The following is a 21,038-nucleotide window of genomic DNA, read 5'->3' on the forward strand; positions in this document are numbered from 1 at the left end:
CGATGGCATTCGCCGCCTTCGGGTCGTCCGCGGCCCCCGTCGAGCAGGCTCCGCGCAAGAAGAGCTGGATCGCGTGGGTTCTCCTCGCGCCCGGTCTCGCCTACCTCGCGCTGTTCTTCCTCACCCCGTTCGTCTCGCTCATCCTGACGTCGCTGCAAGCCCCCGTCGAGTTCGGCGACGTGGGCCAGTACCAGACGGCGTTCAAGATCGAGAACTACGCGACCGTCATCGAGCAGTACTGGCCGCACTTCCTGCGCGCCTTCGGCTACGCGCTCGTCGCGACGTTCTTCGCCCTCGTCATCAGCTATCCGCTGGCCTACTTCATCGGAGTGACCGCGCGGAAGTGGCCTCTCCTGCAGGCCCTCATGCTGACGCTCGTGATCGCTCCGTTCTTCATCTCCTTCCTGCTGCGCACCCTCGCCTGGAAGCAGCTGATGTCGGATGACACGCCCCTCGTGCACGCCCTCAAGGCGCTGTCGATCCTGCCTCCCGACGGACACCTCACGGGCACCGCGTTCTCGGTGATCTTCGGTCTCACGTACAACTTCATCCCCTTCATGACGCTCCCGATCTACACCAACCTGGAGCGACTCGACACCCGGTACCTGGAGGCGGGGGCGGACCTCTACGCGAAGCCCTCGACGACGTTCTGGAAAGTGACGGTGCCGCTGTCGATGCCCGGCATCGTCTCGGGCACGCTGCTGACGTTCATTCCCGCATCCGGAGACTTCATCAACGCGAGCTCGACCTTCCTCGGCTCGGCGCAGACCCAGATGGTCGGCAACGCGATCGAGGCGAACTTCCTCAACCTGCTCAACTACCCGGCGGCTTCGGCGATGTCGGTCATCCTCATGGCCCTCATCCTCGTCATCGTCGGCATCTATGTGAAGCGCAGTGGAACGGAGGACCTGCTGTGACCCGGTTCTCGCTCGGCAAATGGCTGCTGCCGCTCTACAGCGCTCTCGCGCTCATCTTCCTCCTGGTCCCGATCGTCTACACGTTCGTGTTCTCGTTCAACGCGTCCGTGAAGTCGAACATCGTGTGGGTCGGCTTCACGTGGGACAACTGGCTCAACGTGTGCGCGGACGCGAGCGTGTGCGGGGCGTTCGGCACGAGCATCCTGGTCGGCGTCACTGCGACCGTCGCAGCGACCGCGCTCGGCACGCTCATGGCGCTCGCGCTGTCCCGCTACAAGTTCCGCGCCCGCTCGGCGGTGAGCCTGCTGCTGTTCCTGCCGATGGCGACGCCCGAGATCGTCCTCGGTGCGGGGCTCGCGGCGCAGTTCCTGTCCGCCGGGGTTCCCAAGGGCTTCGTGACGATCGTCATCGCCCATACCCTGTTCTGCTTGAGCTTCGTCGTGGTGACGGTCAAGGCCCGCGTCGCGAGCCTGGACCCGGCCCTCGAGGAGGCCGGTCGCGATCTCTACGGCTCGAGCGCCCAGGTATTCTGGCGCATCACCTTCCCGCTCCTGCTGCCGGGCATCACCGCGGCCGCTCTGCTCTCGTTCGCGCTGAGCTTCGACGACTTCATCATCACGCGGTTCAACAACGGCGCCGTGACGACGTTCCCGGTGTACGTCTACACGGCCGCCGCCCGCGGGGTGCCCGCGGAGGCGAATGTCATCGCCTCGGCCGTGTTCCTCCTCGCGATCATCCTCGTCGTCGTCTCGCAGACCACCCAGGCGGCCCGTCGCAAGAGGCTCGCCAAGCTCAGTTAGGCACCACCATGTACGAGGACCGCGGGCGGCTCGCCGCCCTCTGGGAGACCGAACTCGACGTATTCCGCGCAGCCCGACCGGCGTCGCACGCCGAGTGGGAGCGCGCCGAGCGCCACATGCCCGACGGCGTGCCCATGCTCTGGATGGCGAAGTGGCCCGGCCCGTGGCCGGTGTACGTCGAGTCGGCGTCGGGGGCGCACTTCACGTGCGTCGACGGCATCGACCACGTCGACCTCTGCCTCGGCGACACCGGGGCGATGTGCGGACACGCTCCCGCAGCATCCGTCGCCGCGATCAGTGCCCAGCTCGCGCGCGGGTCGACCTTCATGCTGCCCACCGAGGATGCCGCGGCCGTCGCCGAGATCATGAGCTCGCGCTTCCGGGTGCCCGTGTGGCAGTTCTCGCTCTCCGCCACGGATGCCAATCGCAGCCTCATCCGGTACGCCCGGCAGGTGACGCGCCGACCGCGCATCCTCGTGCACGACTACAGCTACCACGGCACGGTCGACGAGGCCTATGCGACCCTCGACGAGCACGGCAACGTGGTGGCGCGCCGCGGCAACATCGGCGCCCCCGTGCCGCTCGACCAGACGACCTCGGTCGTTCAGTTCAACGACGTCGACGCACTCGAGCGCGCGCTCGCGACCCGCGAGATCGCGGCCGTGCTCATCGAGCCCGCCCTCACCAACATCGGAATCGTGCTCCCGGAGCCGGGCTACCACGAGGCCGTGCGGGAGCTCTGCTCCCGGTACGGCACGATCCTCATCATCGACGAGACGCACACGTTCAGCGCGGGACCCGGCGGAATGATCGCCGAGCTCGGGCTCGAGCCGGATGCGGTCGTGCTCGGCAAGAGCATCGGCGGGGGCATCCCCGCCGGCGCGTACGGGATGACGCGCGAGTTCGCCGACCGTGTGCGCGACTCGCTCGATCTCGAGGACATCGACGTCGGGGGAGTGGGCGGCACGCTCGCGGGCAACGCTCTGTCCCTCGCCGGAATCCGGGCGACGCTCTCGGAGGTGCTCACCCCCGCCGCGTTCACGGGGATGATCGACCGCAGCACCGAGTGGACCGCCGGGGTCCAGGCCGCGATCGACGAGTTCGAGGTGCCGTGGCAGGTCACCCAGCTCGGGGCGCGCAGCGAATACAGCTTCCGGGCCACCGCCCCGCGCACGGGGCGCGAGGCGGCGGACGCGGACGACTTCGAGCTGCAGCAGTACCTCCACCTGCACGCCCTCAACCGGGGACTGCTCATGACCCCCTTCCACAACATGGCGCTCATGAGCCCGGCGACGACCGCGGCCGACGTCGAGCGACACACGGTGGCGTTCCGCGAAGCCGTCGTCAGCCTGTACGGCTAGCGTGGTGCCATGCCCCGCGAGTACCTGATCTCCGTCGACGTCGAGACCGCGGGGCCGGTGCCGAGCCGCTTCGCCCTGCTCTCGATCGGCGCGTGCCCGATCGACCGACCCGAGCTCGGCTTCTACGTGGAGCTCATGCCCGAGCACGAGGCCGTCGCCCCGGGAGCGCTCGAGATCACCGGGCTGTCGATGGAGCAGCTCGCCGAGGACGGGGAGGCCCCCGAGACGGCCATGCGCGAGTTCGCGGCGTGGATCGCGGAGGTCACGCCCGCGGGCGAGCTACCGGTGTTCGTGGGCTTCAACGCCTCCTTCGATTGGATGTTCGTCGCGGACTACTTCGAGCGCTTCCTCGGCCGCAACCCCTTCGGCCACTCCGCTCTCGACATCAAGGCGTATTTCATGGGCAAGACGGGGTCGAGCTGGCAGGAGACGAGCATGAAGCACCTCTCGCCGCGCTATCTCGGCGGGTCTAGGCTGTCCCACAACGCCCTCGGCGACGCTCGCGATCAGGCCGCCCTGTTCCGCGCGATCCTCGCCGACACGACCGCGATCAGCGACGAGACCTGAGAGGCAGACCGCCCATGAACGACGCTTCTCCCGCGGGGGCGACGGACGACATCCAGCGCATTGTCGAGTCGGCCCGCCGGCTCGGGGTCGAACTCGACGAGGAGGCCACGACGCAGTGGCTCGCGGCGATCGCGGCCGCGCAGGCCGATGACGACGTCGTGCTCGTCGACGCCGAGAGCGGCACGTTCGGTCACAAGGTCTCGATGCTCGACTTCAGCCCGCGCGACCTCGAGCGGTTCCGGCGCATCGGCGCCATCGTCGAGGTGACAGGTCCCGAGGGGGTCGCCGAGAGCGCGCTCGCCCTGTCCGGCTCGGCCGCTCAGTCGAAGATCCAGAGCTTCCCGGGCGACTGCGACTACTTCCAGCGCCTCAACATCATCGCCCCGACGCGGGACGAGGCGTGCGGCATCCTCGCCCGTCTGATGCGCGAGAAGGTGCTCGCCACTCTCAGCGGCGACACCTATCAGTTCCTCGAGGCGAAGCTCGGCACGTACGAGTTCGACTGCACCGCGCACGGCTGGTCGAACCACGCCGGCAGCCCGATCACGTGGACGGCCGCCGACATCGAGGCGGGACGGCTCGAGGTGGAGAAGGCGGATGGCTCGACGGCGATCCTGCTCTGGGACGAGGTCGCCCGAGACCCGGGCTGGTGCAAGCTCGACTGGGTCGTCACCGACCCGGCGCGCAAGCAGCTCTCGAACGCGAGCAACGTCATCGATGTCACCTGGGAGGGGCCGGACGGCGAGATCGTGCCGCTCGACGGGTACCTCGACGCGTACTTCCAGGAGGTGTACCTCGACGCCGACTCCGTGCCCGTCTTCGCGAAGGTCGCGAAGTTCGTCTCGGATGACGCGCTCGACGAGTACGTCGAGAAGCTCGAGGGCGAGGTGCGCAAGTACCTCACCAAGCACCTCAACTACGGCAAGGCCGCCAAGCGCATGTACAACGTCTTCCGTCTCTCGGGCCGCCATGTCGATGCGGCCTTCGTGCGCGAGCTCTTCGACGAGCCGGCGACGATCCTCTACCAGGTGTGGTCGCTCATCGTGACCCTCCAGAATGCGACGCAGCCGGGGTCGGGCATCCCGATCGACGCGGTCCAGGCCCAGGCCGACGAGCTCATCCTCTCGGTGACGCGCGCACTCGAGGGCGACGAGGAGACGGAGATCGTCGCCGCGCTTCTGACATTGCGCCGCACTCTCGACGGCCAGGAGGCGGGTCAGGAGCGCACCGACGCGGTCGAGGCCGCCCAGGCGCGCGTCGTCAATCTCATCAACACGTTCTTCCGGGACCGGCTCGTGGCCGTGCCCACGATCAAGGAGTACATCGACGGCATGCAGGCCGGCTACACCGCCGACTGACCTAGACCCGCTCGAAGCCCATCCCGAGGTGGCGGCACATCGCCTCGATCTCGCGGGAGACGTCGCGATCGGTGGCGCACGAGTGGTGGCCGACTCCGGCGAGGCTCCAGCGACGCCACGCCTCCGTGATGGGGCCGGAGTCGAAGACGAAGGCGGCGTTCGCGGTGCCTGAGGAGTGCGACGTGCGCGCCGTGAACCGACCGGTCGCGACGACGGCGCCGAGCGAGCCATCCGGTTTCGAGACGATGCCGACCAGGCTCGCCGGGCCTGGAGCGATGGTGAACTCGGCCGAGGCCGTCGCGCGATCGCGGTCGAACCACGGGTTGACGATGAGCCGCGCGCCGTCGACCGTTCCGAACCGGTCGTCATGCTCGCCCGAGTTCGCGAGGATGGCCTCGCCGCTCACCTCGTCGAGAGCCTCGATCTCGTGATACAGCGTCGGGGCGCCGAGGCTCGCGACCATGAGCATGGCGAGTGCTGTCGCGACGTCTCCGGTGCAGGTCCACGGCGTCCCTCGAGAGGTGCAGAGGCCGAGCGCGAGGCAGGGGGCCGAGCCGATGCCGAGCCGGAGCGCGGGCACGTGGCAATTGAGGGTCCCGGCATCCAGGCGGTCGTCGGCGACGAGCGAGTCGAGCGCCGCGGAGTAGGCGAGCGCGCGGTCGACGTCGGGGTCGGTCACGTCGCCCTCGATCTCGAACCCGGCGAGCGCGCCGCGGGTGGCGGGAGGCCCGATGCGCGAGGCGAGCTCCTCGGCGGTGCGCTCGACGACGGTCACCCCGACCGCCTCGAGCGTCGCGTTCGGCACGCGGGCCCACTCGTAGCCGGGGATCGGCGTACCGACGACTCCGAGCCGGGATCGCCGCACGGCTCCGGCCGCCGCGGCGGCGACGACGGCCGGGCCGATCGACCCGCCGTCGGCGATCTCGCCCGCCACGACGTCGAACGGCCGACCGGTGCGCGTCAGGTGGGCCCCGATCATCGGGATGCCCACGGTCCCGCCGCGCTCGGTGATTCCCGAGTGGGAGAGGTCGGGATGCACACCCGCCCCCTCGTGGGCCGCCCACAGCACGAGGGCCGCTGCCGGGAACGCGTCGAGTAGCTGGATGACAGCGCCCGGCGCGGAGGCCATGGTGCCGGCGACCACGATCGCGTCGACCTCGGGATCGAGGCGGGACGACAGGGCGGCGATGTCGTCGCCCGGCTGCACCGTCTCGCTCCACGCGACGTCGACGAACCGTTCGATCGTGGAGACCGCCCGAGCGCCGAGCGCAGCACGATCATCGGGGAAGCCGGGGCCGACTGCCGACTCCCAGAAGCTCCAGTACGGGTGGATGACCCCCACTCGCCGCTGTGTCACGATCGCTCCTCTCCGAGCAGGTCGTCGGTGTCCGCGCCGAGCGCGGGAATGGGGCCGGGCACGGGGGCGGTGCCATCGAAGAGCAGCGGCAGCCGCGGCAGCGAGAGCGTCGTCCCGTCAGGATTGACCGCCCGAGGGTCGTCGACGGGCTGGAACAGTCCTCGAGCCGCGAGGTGCGGATCGGCCCGCACCTCGGCGATCGACTGCACGACGCCGGCGGGCTGGCCGCCGTCCCGGAGAATGCGCGCGGCCTCCTCCTTGGTGAGGTCGGCGGCCCACTCTTCGAGGACGTCGGTCACGAGGTCGGGCATCCGCTCCGCGCGCTTGAGCACCGTGTCGAGTCGGGGATCCGTCGCGAGCTCGGGCCGACCGATCGCCTCGCAGCAGCGCCGCCACATCTCGTCGGTGGGGATGACGAGCGCGACCCAGCCGTCCCTGGCGCGGAAGCTCCCGACCGGGCTGAACCGGTCGCGGCCGCGCGTGGGCACGTCGCCGGTGAATTCGTGCAGCGTGAGTGGCCGCTCGAGGAACGCCGCTCCGATGTCGTACATGGACGCGTCGATGTGGACTCCGACGCCGGTGCGCTGGCGGCCGACGAGAGCCGCGAGGATGCCCAACGCGGCGTACACGCCGCCGAGCAGGTCCATCGTCGCCATCGGAGCCAGCCCGGGGGGCGACTCGGGGCTCTCTCCGAGCATGCTGCTGAGCCCGCTCATCGCCTGGATGACGGAATCGAACGCGGGCCACGCCGCGTAGGGGCCGGTCTGTCCGAAGCCGGAGAGCTCGCACACGACGAGTCGAGGGAACCGCTCGCGCACCTCGTCGCGACCGAGCCCGAACCGCGGCAACGATCCGGGGCGGAGGTTCGAGACGAGAACGTCCGCGGTCTCGAGCAACCGGTCGAGACCGGCCCGCCCCTCGTCGGTCTTGAGGTCGAGCTCGACCGAGCGCTTCCCGCGGTTGTACGACGCGAACCCCCCGCTGAGAGTGCCCTCGGCGTCCCGGCGGAGGGGGTCGTAACTCCGCCGGGGGTCGCCCGCACCGGGCGCCTCGACCTTGATGACCTCGGCACCGGCATCCGCGAGCAGACCGGTGCAATAGGGAGCTCCGATGTACTGCTCGAGCGAGACGACGCGGATGCCCTCGAGGAGCCGGATGGGGTTGCTCACGACGGGGCTCCCGAGAGGACGAGCACGGGCCGCCAGTCCAGGACGGCGACGGGCTCCTGGCCCGGACGATGCGCGGTCACGCCGACTGTCGCGTCGACGATCCGGAAACCGCGCACCTCCAGGACATCGCGGATGCTCGTGCGCACGCTCAGCAGGTCGTCCTCGAAGACGGGAGCGAGGTGGTCGCACGAGCGCCACCCCGGCACGGACAGCAGGTCGGGGATCGTGCGCGACAGCGATGCCTGGGCCAGGCCGATCGTGTGACCGCCGTACACCAGTCGCCGACCGTCGAGTCCCGCTCGGTCGTCGCGGTGGGCGGCCGCCAGGTTGTGGGTGAGGCGCACGAGCTCTCGCGCTGAGGACACGGTGTCGGAGAGGGGGTCCTCCCACTCGTCGCCGGCGGCGATCGACGCGGTGCCGAGCGGGCTCGACCAGCCCAGGGGGACGGCGTCAGCGAATCCCGCGAGGGGGCGATCGGCTTCCGCGTCGGGGATACCCGTCGGCTCCAGCCGATCCGGCTCGGCGACGGGGAGCAGCGCGAGCCGCTCGTACTCCGCGATGACGTCGTCGCCGCGAGTCAGGTGCATCCCGAGGAGGACTTTCGCGCGGTCGCGACCCGACCGGGTCCAGTCGGCGGCGAGCGGCGTGACGACCGTTCGGAGCGTGTCACCGTGGTGGACGGGCTCGGCGAGCACGACGCCGCGGTACTGGAGGTTCGCGATCACGCGCCGGGTCGCGACCGTCGACTGGCCGATCGACACCGCGAGCACGAGTGCCGGGTTGACGAGCGGCTCGGCCCGGCCCGTGAGGGCGCGAGCAGCGGTCGCACTGAGGGCGGGCCGCAAGCCGTCCCCCGTGATCGACGCGTACACCGCGGCGATGCCGGCGTCGATCGTGACGTCCGGTGCTGCGGCGAGCGGGCGGCCGAGCACGAGGTCCTCGGCGAACGGGGGAGCGGTCATCCCTGCTCTCCTTCCGCCCGGCCGACGAGATCGCGGGCCCAGCGTATCGTCGCGAGGTCTGCCATCCGGCCGTCCTCGTCGCGGTACGCCCCGAGCCCGTCGCCCGATCGCTCCGCGTGCTGCTCGAGCACCCGCCGGGCGCGCTCGAGCTCGTCGGGGTCGATACCGAACACCTCGTTCACGATCGGGACCTGCGAGGGGTGGATGCACGCGCGCGAGCCGAACCCGCGGTCTCGCAGGAGCACGCTGCCGGCCCGGAAGGCGGCGGCGTCCCCGAGGCGGTCGTCGACGGGCGCGACGGGCTGGGGGAGCCGACGGATCGCGGTCTCGAGCACGATCCTCGCGCGGAACGGCACCATCGCCTCCTCCGAGCGGTCGCGCATCCGCAGGTCGGCGGCCATGTCGACCTCGCCGAGCTGCGTGAGGGCGTCGCCCGGCAGGGGAGGTAGGTTCGGCAGGCCGACGAGTCCCGCCGCGGACTCGATGAGGATGCCCGGCCGGATGCCCGCAGCACCGAGAGCCGCGACCGCGGTGCCGATCCACTCCCCGGGCTCCGCCTTGGGCAGCCACACCCCGTCGGGATGTGCGGACGCGACGGCCTCGATCTCGGCGAGCCCCCGGTCTCCGCCGTTGACGCGCACCCAGCGCTCGGGCCCGGGGGCGGCATCCTCGAGGTACCGCAGCGCCCCCGCGAGAGCGGCCGCCTTGCGGTCGGGGGCGACCGCGTCCTCGAGGTCGAGGATCACGGCGTCCGCGCCGGAGTCGGGCGCCTTGGCGAGGAACCGCTCGTTGTCGGCCGGGAGGTAGAGGTGGGATCGCAGCGTACGGGGGGTCATTCCGCTATCCCGCGCGGCGCTCGACCTGACCGGAGGCCGCGCTGCGGTAGGCGATGTCGAGTGCCTCGACGACGCGGGCTCCGAGCTCGGCGGGCGACTGATTGATGTACTCGCTGCCGCGAGCCGCGGCGAGCACGGTGTCGATGGGGCCGATGCAGTCGTAGGCGCCCTCACCCGCCGTCAGATCGAGGTGGATCTCCTCCTGGCCCTCCCGGAAGATCCACACCGCCTCGCGCTCGACGTCGACCAGGAACTGGCCGGTAGACCCGATCGCCCGGACCTCGAGCGCGTGCTTGTTGTCGTTGGCGCCGAGGTGCGCCGAGCCGCCCGAGAGCACGCCGATGCCGCCGCCGTCGTAGTTGTAGACGATCGCGTCGTGCAGCTCGACGGGAGCGCCGAGGGGGGAGGCCATCGTCGCGAAACCGGATGTCGCTCGGGCCCCGGTGAGCCAGAACGCGAGACCGAGAGCGTGCGTGAGCTGGGCCTGGCCGTAGCCGCCGCCCGAGAGGCGCGGATCGGTCCACGTGCGCTGCTCCGGCACGGTCTCGGGGGCCGAGCCGGGGTAGGCGCCGGTGTTCGAGAGGAGCTCGCGTGTCACCGACGACATGTGCACGGTCATGTGCTCGAGCGAGCCGATGCCGGCCTCGTCGAGGATCGCTTTCGCCCGCTGCACCATCGGCTTGTAGTTCCACCCGAAGGACACGACGAACTCCTTGCCCAGCTGCGCGGCCCTTTCGGTGAGCATCCACGCGCTCTCCGGGTCGATCGTGACGGGTTTCTCGCACATCACGTGCGCTCCCGACTCGAGCGCGGCGAGGGCGTGCTCCGCGTGGAACCCCGAGGGGCTCGCGACGATCGCGACGTCGACTCCGGCGTCGAGCACGTCGCGGTAGTCCTCGGATGCGACCTCGAAGCCGTACTGGTCGGCGATCTTCGCGAGCAGCTCCGGTCCCTTGCGCGCGACGCCGACGAACTCCACGTCGTCGTGCCGGGCGAGGTTGGGCAGGTGCGAGGCGACTGTCCAGCTGCCCGCACCGATGACTCCGACCCTGATTGGTGCCATGATCCGTCTTTCGTTTCGCGTTACTTGTCGGACAGGAAGCGCAGTCGCAGCTGGTCGAACCCGACCGCCGCGAGCAGGAGCACGCCGCGGGCGACGTCCTGCCAGAACGAGTCGATGTTCATGAGCGTGAGACCGTTGTTGAGCGTGCCGAGGATGAGGACGCCGAGCACTGTGCCGAGGATCGTTCCCCGGCCGCCCGCGAGACTCGCGCCGCCGAGGATGACGGCGGTCACGACGGAGAGCTCGAGGCCCATCGCCGCGTTGGGCGAGGCCGCGCCGAGCTGGGAGACGAGGATGAGCCCGCCCACCGAGACCGCGAGACCGGAGAGGAGGAATCCGCCGAAGATCATCGTCCGGGTGCGGATGCCCGCGAGCCGGGCCGCGACCGGGTTGGCGCCGATGGCGTACATCGACCGGCCGAACACCGTGAAGCGCATCACGAGCGCCATGACGACGACGACGGCGACGAGGATGAGCACCGGCACCGGGATGTCGAGGAACGGGCGCGCATTGCCGAGGTCGCCGAAGCCCGAGAGCAGCAGGGTCTGGCCGCCCGCGATGACCTGTCCGAGCCCCCGGAGGATTGCGAGCGTCGCGAGGGTCGTGATGAGGGCGTTGATCCCCAGCACGGTCACGGCGAAGCCGTTGACCATGCCGATGACGAGGCCGGCCGCGAGGGCCAGCAGCACGGCGGTGGGAATGCCCCACTGGGTCGCGCTCCAGGCCATGACGACGCCGATGAACGCTGCGCCGGAGCCCACCGAGAGGTCGAACTGGCCGGCGACGAGCAGGAGCGTGCCGGGGGCGGCGATGATGCCGATCACCGCGGCGTTCACGAGGATGTTGAGCAGGTTGTTCGGCGTCAGGTAGAACGGCGACTGCGTGGAGAAGAAGATCGCCAGGGCGACGAGCACCACCGCGAGGGCGGCCGTATCGGGCAGGCGACGGCGTCGTCGGGCCGGTCGTACCGGCTCGGTGGCGGTCGAGTCGAGCTGAGTGGTCACGTCATCCTCCTGCTGCGATGGTGAGGTTCTGGGCGGTGACGTCGTCACCGGCGAATTCTGCTGCCTGGCGGCCGCGCTGCATGACGACCACCCGGTCGGCTAGCTGCACCGCCTCTTCGTAGTCGCTCGTCACGACGAGCACCGCCTGGCCTTCGCGCGACAGCGCGCGAATGGCGGAGTAGATCTCCTGGCGGGCGCCGACGTCGACGCCGCGGGTGGGCTCCACGAGCACGAGGGGGTTCGAGCCGCGCTCGAGCCATCGGGCGAGGAGCACCTTCTGCTGGTTGCCGCCCGAGAGGTTGGCGATCGCTTGCACGGTCGGGTCGGCCGACTTGATGCCGAGCTTGCCCGACCAGCGGTCGTAGGCCGATCGCTCGCGCCGGGCGAGGATCACCCCGAGGGAGGAGAGCCGCGACCATGACGCCGCCGCGAGGTTCTCGACCACGGTGCGGTTCATGAAGGCGCCCTCGCGCTTGCGGTCCGGGGGAAGGTACCCGACACCGCGGCGGATGGCGTCGACCGGGCTCGACGGGAATCCCTCGACACCGCCGATGCGCAGCTGCCCGCGGGTGGGGCGCCGGATGCCGAAGCACGCCTCGGCGACCTGGGTCGTGCCGCTGCCCAGCTTGCCGTAGAGGCAGACGACTTCGCCGGGGCTCACGTCGAGCGACAGGCCGGCGACCTGGTCGTCGACCTCCAGGTCGCGGATGCTGATCAGGGGCTCGCCGAGGGTCGGTGCCCCGAGGTCGGCGGGTCGGGAGACCTCGCCGATGTCGCGACCCACCATGGCCTCGACGAGCTCGCGCCGGGTCACGTCCGAGGTTGCGGAGACGAGCGCGACATCGCCGTTGCGCAGCACCTGCACGCGGTCGGCGAGCTCGAACACCTCGTCGAGCCGGTGGGTGATGTAGACGATGCACACGCCGCGGTCGCGCAGTCGGCGCACCCACTCGAAGAGTCGGTCGACCTCCTGCTGGGAGAGTGCCGCGGTGGGCTCGTCGAGGATGAGGAGCTGGGCGTCGTCCGCGAGGGCGCGGGCGATCTCGACGATCTGGCGCTCGCCGACGCGAAGGCTGCCGACGGTCGCGCCGGGGTCGATGTCGACGCCCATCTGGCCGAGCACGTCCTCGGCGCGTCGGCGGAGCCGCGACCACGAGATGACGCCGCCGCGACCCGGCCACCGGCCGAGACTGATGTTCTCCGCGACGGTGAGGGCGCCGGCATCCTGGAACTCCTGGTGGATCATCCGGATGCCCAGCCGGCGGGCACTGCGGGGGTTGAGCTCGGCGCTCTCGGCGCCGTCGACGACGATGGTGCCGCCGTCGGGCGTGTAGTCGCCCGCGAGGATCTTCACCAGTGTCGACTTGCCGGCGCCGTTCTCGCCGAGGAGGGCGAGGACTTCGCCGCCGACGGCGTCGAGGTTCACCTGGTGGAGAACCTCGACGCCGCCGAACGACTTGGAGATGTCTCGCAGGCTCAGAGTGAGCTGCGTCACGGGGCTCCTATCAGTAGAACTCGGCGAAGTTCGACGCGTCGATGAAGACGTGCTCGGTGAACACGTTCTCGGGGACGGTCTCGCCGTTGATGAGGCTGATGATCGACGGGATCGCCAGCTCGCCGTAGCGCTCCGGGAAGTACGCCGTGTCGCCGATCCAGTTCGGGTTGTTCTGGATGTCATCGAACGAGCTCGGGTCGGCACCCTGCGCCACGCCGTAGACCGCTCCCTCGCGGCCCTGCGCCCGGGCCGCCGCGAAGGCACCGAGGAGCATGTCGTCGTTGAGGCTCACGACCGCGACGCGCTGCGCGCCGGTGAGGGCGGTGAGGGTGTCGCCGAAGGTCGTGTTGCCGCCGTCGATAGTGCCTCCGCCGTCGACGCTGCGGTACTTCGAGTCATCCAGGGCGCCGCAGACGGACTCGAAGCCCTCGATCGCACCGCCGGTGCGGTCGAGGTTGACCTGGCCCGCCGCCGGCTGCTCCATCGACACGAAGGCGTCGTACTCGCAGTCGAAGTTCTCCTGGAAGTAGGTGCCGAGCGCCTCGCCCGCGATGAACCCGGCGGTGTAGTTGTCAGCCCCGACGAAGACCTTCTCGCACGGGCGCTGGTGGATGTCGATCGCGACCACCGGAACGTCGGGGCCGGCGGCGCAGATGGACTCGGCCGCCGTCTCGTCAACCTGGAAGTTGATGATGCCGTCGACGCCCTGCGTCTTGAAGTTCTGCGCGCACGCGAGCGCCTTGGCGGCGTCGAGCTGGGAGTCGCAGAACAGGAGCTCGACACCGGCGGCCTCGGCCTCGGCCTTGATGCTGTCGGAGACGAGCTTCACGAAGGGGACGGAGTCCCCGAGGGAGATGTAGCCGACCTTGAGGCTCGCTCCGTCACCGGCATCGTTGCCGTTGTCGGTCGAACTGGGGGAACAGCCGGTCAAGACGAGTGCTGTGGCGAGGGCGGCGGCAACGAGAAAGCCGAGGCCCTCCTTTCGCTGTGCACGCATGAATCGTTCCTCTCTGAACTGATTCTGGAACCCTTTCCAGACACCCAGAGTCTATGCGCGGTCTTGACGGCTTTGTCAATAGCGGGGAGCCAATCGATTCCTCGCGAGACGGGGCGCGCCGCGTCCTTGCGGAGCTCGGGTGGAAATGATTCCATTCTTGCGCGATTGCACCATACTTGTCACCACCGGTGGCGGCACCGGACCGATCGAAAGGAACGCAATGGAGCGGGTCTGTTTCAGTTTCGAGCTCTTCGAGGGCGCCGAGGACGAGTACAAGAAGCGCCATGACGAGATCTGGCCGGAACTCGTGGAGGTGATCCAGTCAGCCGGTCTCAAGAACTACAGCCTCTTCCGGAGAGGCACTCTCGTCATCGGCTACGTCGAAGCCCACCCCGATGCAGCGACCGCGTTCGCGAAGGTCGGCGAAAGCGAGTACAACTCGAAGTGGTCGGAATGGTTCCGCGACCTCATCGTCAACCAGGCCGACAACCACGGGCAGATGCTGCGATTCACCGAGGTGTGGCACCTCGATTAGTCCATCCTGATTCAGGAGCACCGTCAGACAGGGGAGGCAACGACATGGAAGAACCACGGGCCGTCACGATTCACGACGTCGCGACGCGCGCGGGGGTCGCCGTCTCCTCGGTGTCCCGGGCGCTGAGCTCCCACCCCGATGTCAGCCCCGCCATGAAGGCGAAGGTGTTCGCCGCCGCGGAGGAGCTCGGCTACACGCCGGACCCCGGCGCTCAGAGCCTCCGCAGCGGGTTCACGCGGACGATCGGCTTCGTGGTCCGCGACTTCGCGAACCCGTTCTTCGGCGACATCATCCACGGCGTCGAAGAGGCCCTCAACGACGCGGGCTACACGCTCCTCGTGACGAACAGCAGCGGGGACCCGGGCCGCGAGGTCGATCGGCTCACCCTGCTGCGGCAGCGCAAGGTCGACGCGCTCCTGCTCTCCTCGATCTCGGAGGCCTCGACGCGCACGAGCAAGGCGGTAGCGGGCTTCACGCGGCCCGTCGTGCTCATCGACCGCGACCCGCGAAAGCTCAAGGCCGGGAGCGTGCTCCTCGACCACGCCCAGGGGGTGCGGGATGCCACGGCCGACCTCATCGCGCTCGGGCACCGCCGCATCGCCATGATCACCGGGTCGACGGCGATTCGACCGACTCGCGAGCGTCTTCGCGGCTACACGGAGGCGTTCGAGGCGGCGGGCATCCCGATCGACGAGGCGCTGCAGGCGCCCGGTGCCTTCTCGGCGGCCTTTGCGCGAGAGACGACGGAGCGGCTCCTGGCCCTCCCTCCCGCGGAGCGGCCGACGGCGATCGTCGCCGGCGGCGTGCAGACGACGATCGGGGTCCTGGAGGCCTTCTCGGAGCTCGGCCTGCGCCCCGGCGACGACGTCTCGCTCGTCGTGTGCGACGACTTGCCGTGGTTGCGGGTCATGCGCCCGCGCTTGAGCGTCGTCACGCGCGACGCCGAGGAGATGGGTCGTCAGGCCGCCGGGCTAGCCCTCGAGCTCATCAAGGGCGGGGAGCCCCGGTCGGTGACCCTCCCGACGGCGTACGAGGTCCGCGAGACCTCGCGACCGGTCTCGGTCTAGGCAGTGCTCGAGACCCCGCTCGACCGCGTCCGCGATCTGGTGCGCGGGGCGGTCGGATTCGAATCCGGGGTCGCCTCGGTCGCCCCGCTGCGCCTGCCCGAGTGGACACGGAGCCAGCAGTTCGATCCGTGGATCGAGCGCTGGTCGGCGCAATCGCTCGGCGTGCACCTCTCGACGCGGTCGGCGGCCAGCGTGGTCGAGCTCGACATCGAGGCGACTCGCATCCTCCCGCCCGGGGAGTCGCAATCACTCTTCCCCGCCGCGATCGTGGCCGAAGTCGACGGCGTCGTCGTCGACCGGGTCGCCATCGACGAGGGCCCGGTCGTGCGCACGCTCTCCGATCGCACCGCCGAGTTCATCGCCGGCCCGGCCGTCACCGTGCGCCTCGACCTCGGTGCGGCGGCGGGGGAGCGGGACGTCGTCGTCTGGCTTCCGCACAACGCTCGCGCCGTCATCCACGCGGTCCGCTCCGATGCGCCGCTGGACCCGCCGCGGCTCACCGGCCGGCGGGTCTGGCTGCACCACGGGAGCTCGGTCAGCCACGGCATCGAGGCCGACGGACCGCTCGGGCCGTGGCCGCAGCAGGCCGCGCGATCGCTCGGGCTCGACATCGTCGACCTCGCGATCGCGGGCAACGCCCAGCTCGACCCGTTCGTCGCGCGGACCCTCGCCTCGATCCCGGCCGACGTGGTCTCGCTCAAGCTCGGTGTCAACGTCGTCAACGGCGACACGATGCGGGCGCGGGCGTTCGTGCCGGCGTTGCACGGGTTCCTCGACATCGTGCGCGACGGGCATCCGGGAATCCCCATCCTCGTGTGCTCGCCGATCGCCTGCCCGGCCATCGAGGAGACTCCCGGACCGACCGCAAAGGGACCGGACGGCCGGTACCGGGGCACCGACCGCCTGGTCGTGCCGGGCGACGGCACGCTCACGCTGAGCGTCGTGCGGCACCTCGTCCGCTCGGTCGTCGAGGCGCGGGATGACTCGGCGCTCTACTACGACGACGGGCTCGAGCTCTTCGGCCTCGACGACGCCGCGCTCCTGTGGGACGGACTGCACCCGGACCAGCGCGGGTACGACCTCATCGCCCGGCGGTTCGTCGACCGCGCCCGATCCGACACTCCGACGGGCCGCGCGTTCGCCCCGGTGCTGCGCTGAACGCTTGACGGCGCCCCGCCACGACACTACTCTCGGAAACGATTCCACCTTTCGACGACGAAACGGAGGGGCAGTGCCCGCTGTCACCGGCTTCTTCCACGCGGGAGTCACCGTCCGCGACATGGAGGCCTCGCTGGGCTTCTATCGCGACGGTCTCGGCCTCGACGTGCACCTCGACCGCGTGCTCGACGCCGACTACCTGCGCACCGTGCTCGCGCTCGACTTCGAGTCCATCCGAGCGGTGTACTTGACGATACCCGGCGGAGGTTTCGTCGAGCTGCTCGAGTACCGCGGAATCGAGCGCCTCTCGGCCGCCTCGCGCCCCAACGACTTCGGCGCCGGCCATCTCTGCCTCTACGTCGAGGGCATCGACGAGCTCGTCGAGCGCCTCCGAGCCGTCGGGGGATCGGCCCGCTCCGCGGGAGTTGTCGACATCACGAGCGGCCCCAACGAGGGGGCCCGCAGCATCTACATGAGAGACCCCGACGGATACCCCGTCGAACTGTTCGAGCGGAAGGCGTGACATGACCGGGACAGCCGTCGTAACGGGCGCGGCGAGCGGCATCGGCCGCGCCGTCGCCTATCGGCTCCAGAGCGAGGGACTCGACGTCATCGCCGTCGACCGGGACCCCGCGGGGCTCGCGCCGCTCGAGGCCGACGGCATGACCATCCTCGCGGCCGACCTGTCGACCGAGGACGGCCGCGACGCCGTCGTCGCCGCCGGAGAGGGATGCCGCGCGCTCGTGAACTCCGCAGGCATCAATATCCTCAAGCCCATCCTCGACCTCACGGTCGACGATCTTCAGCGCATCTACCGCGTCAACGTCGACGCGGTCTGGGATCTCACCTCCCGCATCGGTCGCACGATGCCGTCCGGGGCTGCGATCGTCAATCTGTCGTCGAGCTCGGCGAAGCTCGCCTCGACCGTCGAGGCGGCGGCCTACGCGTCGTCCAAGGCCGCCGTGCTCTCGATCACCCGGTCCTTCGCCTACGCCTTCGCCCCGAGCAACGTGCGGGTCAACGCGATCTGCCCGGGCATCGTCGACACTCCCATGCAGGACAAGGTGCTCGCCGAGGTCGCCGCGTCGCGCGGCATGACCCTCGAGCAGCTCTCCGCGGAACGTGCGAAGTCGGTTCCGCTCGGCCGTGGCTCGAGCGCCGAGGAGTGCGCGGGCGCGATCTGGTTCCTGCTCTCCGACGAGGCCGGCTACATGACCGGTCAGGCGCTCAACTTCACCGGCGGCCTCGTGATGTGGTGATCTCCCGCTCAGCCGAGCGAGAGCCACCGCGCGGGGGTGCGCACGAGGAGGCGGTCGAGGTCGTCGTCGGTCGCGCCGTGCGACCGCAGGACCGGCACGAGGTGCCGGAGGAGGTGGCCGTACCCCCACCCCCCGTACCGGCGCAGCCGGGTGCGCACGCCGATGTCCTGCGAGATCATCACCCGGTCGGCGGCCCGGCCGTGCAGCAGCCGGACCGTCTCGGCCATGACCTCGTCATCGCTCGCCGGCCAGCGCCCCGCGCCGAGCAGCGAGTGGTCGAAGCCGCACAGGTCGAACGAGATGTGCGCGCCCGTCGCGAGCGCCCGCTCGACCTGGCCGGGCCGAGCGAGTGCCGTCGTCATGTGGTTGAGCAGGACGCGCTCCGGAGCGAGCCCGGTACCGGCCACGACCGCCATCACCCGCTCGGCGGTGTCACTCCAGGGGTGCAGGTGGATGGACAGCGGCAGACCCGTCTCGAGCGCCGCGCGCGCGGCACCGCGCACGACAGCGAGCTCGCTCGCGGTCGGCGGATCGGAGGTGCCGATCTCGCCGATCATCCCGGGCCGAGGTCCGGAGCGCGCTGCGTCGGCGACGATCGCCTCGAACGCGGCGCGCTCCTCGTCGCCCGGCGGCAGGTGGGAGCGGTGGGTCGCCTCCAGGTAGTAGCCGGTTCCCATCACCACGTGGAGGCCGCTGTCGGTCGACATGCGCTCGAGGGCGCCCGGGTCGCGACCGAGGTCGAGGGGAGTGGCATCCACGACGGCCCCGCCGCCGAGAGCGGCGAAATCGAGGAGGTCGTCGAGGACCGGCTCGTCCTCCGTGAAGCGGTAGTTGTCGGGATGCGCGCCGGGATTCCACCGGCACTCCGCCGCGATCGCGGCATCGAACTCGCCGAGGCCCTCGGAGGGGGAGTAGCCGTGCGCGGCGAGCAGCGGGGAGCAGTCCATGCGGATGTGCTCGTGCACGAGGGTCGTGCCGAGCGCTGCGGCCGGGATGTCGCCGCGCACGGTGCGGACGGTGCCGCTCACAGCCGATAGAGCCGGGCGGCGTTCTCGCTCAGGATCTTCGACTGCTCCGAGTCGGAGAGCTCGGCGATGTACTCGCGGTACAGGTCCATGATGACGTCGTAGCTCGAGTAGAGGCGGTCGACGGGCCAGTTGGAGCCGAGCACGCAGCGATCGGGTCCGAACGCCTCGACGCACGCGTCCACCCAGCGCCGCAGCGAATCGCGCGTGAACCGGGGATCGGTCATCGCGAGCCCCGAGATCTTGCACGTGACATTGGGGGCCGATGCGAGCTCCGTGAGCGATCGCTTCCAGTTCTCGAAGTACTCGTCGTCGCGCGACCTCGGGAAGCCGATGTGCTCGAGCACTACGGAGAGGTCGGGATGGCGCCGGGCGAGCTCGGTGCCGGCCGGCATGTTCATCCACTCGCAGTCCAGGTCGTAGACGAGGCCGCGCTCGGCGAGGACGCGGAGGGATGCCTCGTACACCGGGTTGATCTCACCGGCGGCGAGCATCGGCTCCGCGGCGAAGTCCCGGACTCCCACGAAGTAGGGGGACTCGGCGTGTCCGTCGAGCTGGGCGATCGCGTGCTCGGTGCCGAGGTCGGCGTGGGCGACGATCGTGAAGGGCACGGGAGCGGATTCGCGCATGCGCGTGAGCCAGCGGGTCTCGTCGACGGGGTCGGCGGACCCCAGGGCCGCCTGGACGTGCACGAATCCGCTCACGTCCGCGAAGCGCGACTCGGCGAACACCGACTCGATGGTGTACTTGACCGACTTCATCGCGTCGATGTCGCCGAGGATCGGGTGGACGAACTCCTTCTCGAGCCACACCCACTTCATTCCGAGGTCGGGGGTGGCCATGTCCCAGAAGTGGACATGGGTGTCGATGATGGGGTGCCGCGTCATCGGGGCGTCCTTTCGTCGTTGTCGGTCGATCAGTGGGCCGGGGCCGGCTCCAGGGGAAGCTCGGTGCGGTAGCGCTCGATGTAGTCGAGGTCCAGCTCCCACCCGAGGCCGGGACCGGTGGGCAGCTGGATGTGCCCGTTCTTGAGTTCGGGCTTGTTCGCGATGATGTTGTGCCAGATCGGGTCGCGCTGCGGGTGGAAGTACTCGAGGAACGTGCCGTGGGGGATGCTCGCGAGGAGGTGCGAGGCGACCTGGGGCTCCTCGTGGTGGGCCATCCGCACGTCGTAGACGCTCGCGATCGCTGCCGCCCGGCGCCACTCCGTCGGCCCGCCGGACCACGAGGAGTCGAAGTTGCAGAAGTCGATCGATCCGGTCTCCATGAGGTCGCGGCAGCCCGCGGCGGAGAACTCGCTCTGGCCGGCGCACACCGGCACACCGCCCTGCAGCCGCACGTCGCGCATCGCGCGCCGGTCGTTCTGCCAGACGCACGGCTCCTCGAACCACATGATGTCGCAGTCCTCGACGAGCTGGGCGAACCGGATCGCCTGCGCGGGAGTCCAGCCCTGGTTCGCGTCGACTGCGAGCTTGAAGTCGGGACCGGCGGCGGCGCGTGCTTCGCGGAAGCGTGCCGCATCCTCCTCGGGGCTCAATCCGCCGATCTTGAACTTCATGCCGGCGAACTGCGCCTCGACGAGTCCGCTGACTTCCGCGGCGATGTCGGCGTCCTCGGCGTAGTAGCCGCCGATCGTGATGACGGGAACCTCGGTGCGGTAGCCGCCCCACAGCTTGTGCAGCGGCATGTTCAGCGCCTTGCCCACCGCGTCCCAGATGGCGACGTCGACGCACGCGGTGGCGACGAGGCCGAGGCGGCGGTCGCGCAGGATGTCCCACGTCGCCGGGCGGGCGAGCTGCCAGCAGCGCTCCGTCGCGAAGGCGTCCTCACCGACGAGGACGGGAGCGATCTCGTTGAGGATGATCGCATTGATGTCCGCGAGCCCGGCGTCCTCGTCTCCCGCGTAGGCCTCACCGATGATCCCGCTCGCGGTGTGGATGCGAGTGATGATCGTCGACCGGTGGGTCATGCGGTAGTGGCTGCCCTTGTAGACCCGGTCGAGCGGGACTCGGACGGCGACCGTCTCGATGCGTTCGATCGTGAGGTCGGGCAGGGAGAGTGCCCCCGAATCCTGCGTCATTGCGACTCCTAGTTTCGTTTCTGGAAAC

At 70.0% G+C, this 21,038-nt stretch carries 21 protein-coding genes; 10 read left to right on the top strand and 11 right to left on the bottom strand.

The features are described from left to right. Positions 1-2 precede the first annotated feature (2 nt). From Q5716_RS04825 to Q5716_RS04845, 5 genes are read left to right on the top strand one after another with little or no spacing between them, the layout of a single operon-like run. The gene (locus tag Q5716_RS04825) at positions 3-917 is read left to right on the top strand and encodes an ABC transporter permease (RefSeq protein WP_305001955.1); all 915 of its coding nucleotides are present in this window, start codon (positions 3-5) and stop codon (positions 915-917) included. Next, positions 914-1,717, top strand: coding sequence for an ABC transporter permease (locus Q5716_RS04830; protein ID WP_305001956.1), 804 nt, complete (start codon positions 914-916; stop codon positions 1,715-1,717). Before Q5716_RS04825 ends, Q5716_RS04830 begins: the two co-directional genes overlap by 4 nt. 8 nt (positions 1,718-1,725) lie before the next feature. Beyond that, positions 1,726-3,078 carry a transaminase gene (locus Q5716_RS04835; RefSeq protein WP_305001957.1) on the top strand — a complete coding sequence of 451 codons (1,353 nt, stop codon included), beginning with the start codon at positions 1,726-1,728 and terminating at the stop codon, positions 3,076-3,078. Between the two features lie 9 nt (positions 3,079-3,087). Beyond that, a complete protein-coding gene (locus Q5716_RS04840) occupies positions 3,088-3,645 on the top strand; it encodes a 3'-5' exonuclease (protein ID WP_305001958.1) in 558 nt (185 codons plus the stop codon). Positions 3,646-3,659: 14 nt separating this feature from the next. Beyond that, on the top strand, positions 3,660-5,003 hold the full coding sequence (locus Q5716_RS04845) for a hypothetical protein (protein ID WP_305001959.1): 1,344 nt from the start codon (positions 3,660-3,662) through the stop codon (positions 5,001-5,003). A gap of 1 nt (position 5,004) precedes the next feature. On the opposite strand, the gene Q5716_RS04850 is transcribed toward Q5716_RS04845, so the two are convergent. The 8 genes from Q5716_RS04850 to Q5716_RS04885 are packed head-to-tail and all read right to left on the bottom strand — an operon-like array spanning position 5,005 to position 13,886. Continuing rightward, the gene (locus Q5716_RS04850) at positions 5,005-6,360 is read right to left on the bottom strand and encodes a hypothetical protein (protein ID WP_305001960.1); all 1,356 of its coding nucleotides are present in this window, start codon (positions 6,358-6,360) and stop codon (positions 5,005-5,007) included. Next, positions 6,357-7,529: a CaiB/BaiF CoA transferase family protein gene (locus tag Q5716_RS04855; RefSeq protein WP_305001961.1), complete on the bottom strand. Its 1,173-nt coding sequence runs from the start codon at positions 7,527-7,529 to the stop codon at positions 6,357-6,359. The genes Q5716_RS04850 and Q5716_RS04855 overlap by 4 nt, the downstream gene beginning before the upstream one ends. Next, positions 7,526-8,491, bottom strand: a complete 966-nt coding sequence (locus Q5716_RS04860; RefSeq protein WP_305001962.1) for a hotdog family protein — start codon at positions 8,489-8,491, stop codon at positions 7,526-7,528. The genes Q5716_RS04855 and Q5716_RS04860 overlap by 4 nt, the downstream gene beginning before the upstream one ends. Beyond that, positions 8,488-9,327 (bottom strand): HpcH/HpaI aldolase/citrate lyase family protein, encoded by an 840-nt coding sequence (locus Q5716_RS04865; protein WP_305001963.1) that lies wholly within the window; start codon positions 9,325-9,327, stop codon positions 8,488-8,490. Before Q5716_RS04865 ends, Q5716_RS04860 begins: the two co-directional genes overlap by 4 nt. A gap of 4 nt (positions 9,328-9,331) precedes the next feature. Continuing rightward, a complete protein-coding gene (locus Q5716_RS04870; RefSeq protein WP_305001964.1) occupies positions 9,332-10,390 on the bottom strand; it encodes a Gfo/Idh/MocA family protein in 1,059 nt (352 codons plus the stop codon). A gap of 20 nt (positions 10,391-10,410) precedes the next feature. Beyond that, complete coding sequence (locus Q5716_RS04875; protein ID WP_305001965.1) at positions 10,411-11,394, bottom strand: ABC transporter permease; 984 nt, start codon at positions 11,392-11,394, stop codon at positions 10,411-10,413. Between the two features lies 1 nt (position 11,395). After that, positions 11,396-12,889 (bottom strand): sugar ABC transporter ATP-binding protein, encoded by a 1,494-nt coding sequence (locus Q5716_RS04880; protein ID WP_305001966.1) that lies wholly within the window; start codon positions 12,887-12,889, stop codon positions 11,396-11,398. 10 nt (positions 12,890-12,899) lie between these two features. Continuing rightward, complete coding sequence (locus Q5716_RS04885) at positions 12,900-13,886, bottom strand: sugar ABC transporter substrate-binding protein (protein ID WP_305001967.1); 987 nt, start codon at positions 13,884-13,886, stop codon at positions 12,900-12,902. 220 nt (positions 13,887-14,106) lie between these two features. On the opposite strand from Q5716_RS04885, the gene Q5716_RS04890 reads away from it, so the two are divergent. The 5 genes from Q5716_RS04890 (at position 14,107) to Q5716_RS04910 (ending at position 17,905) form a co-directional block, all read left to right on the top strand. Beyond that, positions 14,107-14,421 (top strand): L-rhamnose mutarotase, encoded by a 315-nt coding sequence (locus Q5716_RS04890; protein ID WP_305001968.1) that lies wholly within the window; start codon positions 14,107-14,109, stop codon positions 14,419-14,421. 44 nt (positions 14,422-14,465) lie between these two features. After that, positions 14,466-15,488, top strand: a complete 1,023-nt coding sequence (locus Q5716_RS04895) for a LacI family DNA-binding transcriptional regulator (protein WP_305001969.1) — start codon at positions 14,466-14,468, stop codon at positions 15,486-15,488. A gap of 3 nt (positions 15,489-15,491) precedes the next feature. After that, a complete protein-coding gene (locus Q5716_RS04900; protein ID WP_305001970.1) occupies positions 15,492-16,646 on the top strand; it encodes a GDSL-type esterase/lipase family protein in 1,155 nt (384 codons plus the stop codon). Positions 16,647-16,719: 73 nt separating this feature from the next. Beyond that, complete coding sequence (locus Q5716_RS04905) at positions 16,720-17,169, top strand: VOC family protein (RefSeq protein ID WP_305001971.1); 450 nt, start codon at positions 16,720-16,722, stop codon at positions 17,167-17,169. Position 17,170: 1 nt separating this feature from the next. Beyond that, positions 17,171-17,905 carry an SDR family NAD(P)-dependent oxidoreductase gene (locus tag Q5716_RS04910; protein ID WP_305001972.1) on the top strand — a complete coding sequence of 245 codons (735 nt, stop codon included), beginning with the start codon at positions 17,171-17,173 and terminating at the stop codon, positions 17,903-17,905. A gap of 8 nt (positions 17,906-17,913) precedes the next feature. On the opposite strand, the gene Q5716_RS04915 is transcribed toward Q5716_RS04910, so the two are convergent. The 3 genes from Q5716_RS04915 to Q5716_RS04925 are packed head-to-tail and all read right to left on the bottom strand — an operon-like array spanning position 17,914 to position 21,010. Continuing rightward, on the bottom strand, positions 17,914-18,933 hold the full coding sequence (locus Q5716_RS04915; protein ID WP_305001973.1) for a phosphotriesterase family protein: 1,020 nt from the start codon (positions 18,931-18,933) through the stop codon (positions 17,914-17,916). Next, complete coding sequence (locus Q5716_RS04920) at positions 18,930-19,817, bottom strand: amidohydrolase family protein (RefSeq protein ID WP_305001974.1); 888 nt, start codon at positions 19,815-19,817, stop codon at positions 18,930-18,932. Before Q5716_RS04920 ends, Q5716_RS04915 begins: the two co-directional genes overlap by 4 nt. A gap of 29 nt (positions 19,818-19,846) precedes the next feature. Then, positions 19,847-21,010: a mandelate racemase/muconate lactonizing enzyme family protein gene (locus Q5716_RS04925; protein ID WP_305001975.1), complete on the bottom strand. Its 1,164-nt coding sequence runs from the start codon at positions 21,008-21,010 to the stop codon at positions 19,847-19,849. Positions 21,011-21,038 lie beyond the last annotated feature (28 nt).

It is taken from the genome of Antiquaquibacter soli, from assembly GCF_030580675.1.
In the GTDB taxonomy this organism is placed as follows: domain Bacteria; phylum Actinomycetota; class Actinomycetes; order Actinomycetales; family Microbacteriaceae; genus Rhodoglobus; species Rhodoglobus soli.

Coding starts and splice junctions, on each gene's coding strand:
- Q5716_RS04910 (WP_305001972.1), top strand. CDS start 17,171: ATGACCGGGACAGCCGTCGTAACGGGCGCGGCGAGCGGCATCGGCCGC.
- Q5716_RS04845 (WP_305001959.1), top strand. CDS start 3,660: ATGAACGACGCTTCTCCCGCGGGGGCGACGGACGACATCCAGCGCATT.
- Q5716_RS04840 (WP_305001958.1), top strand. CDS start 3,088: ATGCCCCGCGAGTACCTGATCTCCGTCGACGTCGAGACCGCGGGGCCG.
- Q5716_RS04835 (WP_305001957.1), top strand. CDS start 1,726: ATGTACGAGGACCGCGGGCGGCTCGCCGCCCTCTGGGAGACCGAACTC.
- Q5716_RS04920 (WP_305001974.1), bottom strand. CDS start 19,817: ATGACGCGGCACCCCATCATCGACACCCATGTCCACTTCTGGGACATG.
- Q5716_RS04860 (WP_305001962.1), bottom strand. CDS start 8,491: ATGACCGCTCCCCCGTTCGCCGAGGACCTCGTGCTCGGCCGCCCGCTC.
- Q5716_RS04825 (WP_305001955.1), top strand. CDS start 3: ATGGCATTCGCCGCCTTCGGGTCGTCCGCGGCCCCCGTCGAGCAGGCT.
- Q5716_RS04865 (WP_305001963.1), bottom strand. CDS start 9,327: ATGACCCCCCGTACGCTGCGATCCCACCTCTACCTCCCGGCCGACAAC.
- Q5716_RS04870 (WP_305001964.1), bottom strand. CDS start 10,390: ATGGCACCAATCAGGGTCGGAGTCATCGGTGCGGGCAGCTGGACAGTC.
- Q5716_RS04925 (WP_305001975.1), bottom strand. CDS start 21,010: ATGACGCAGGATTCGGGGGCACTCTCCCTGCCCGACCTCACGATCGAA.
- Q5716_RS04895 (WP_305001969.1), top strand. CDS start 14,466: ATGGAAGAACCACGGGCCGTCACGATTCACGACGTCGCGACGCGCGCG.
- Q5716_RS04885 (WP_305001967.1), bottom strand. CDS start 13,886: ATGCGTGCACAGCGAAAGGAGGGCCTCGGCTTTCTCGTTGCCGCCGCC.
- Q5716_RS04890 (WP_305001968.1), top strand. CDS start 14,107: ATGGAGCGGGTCTGTTTCAGTTTCGAGCTCTTCGAGGGCGCCGAGGAC.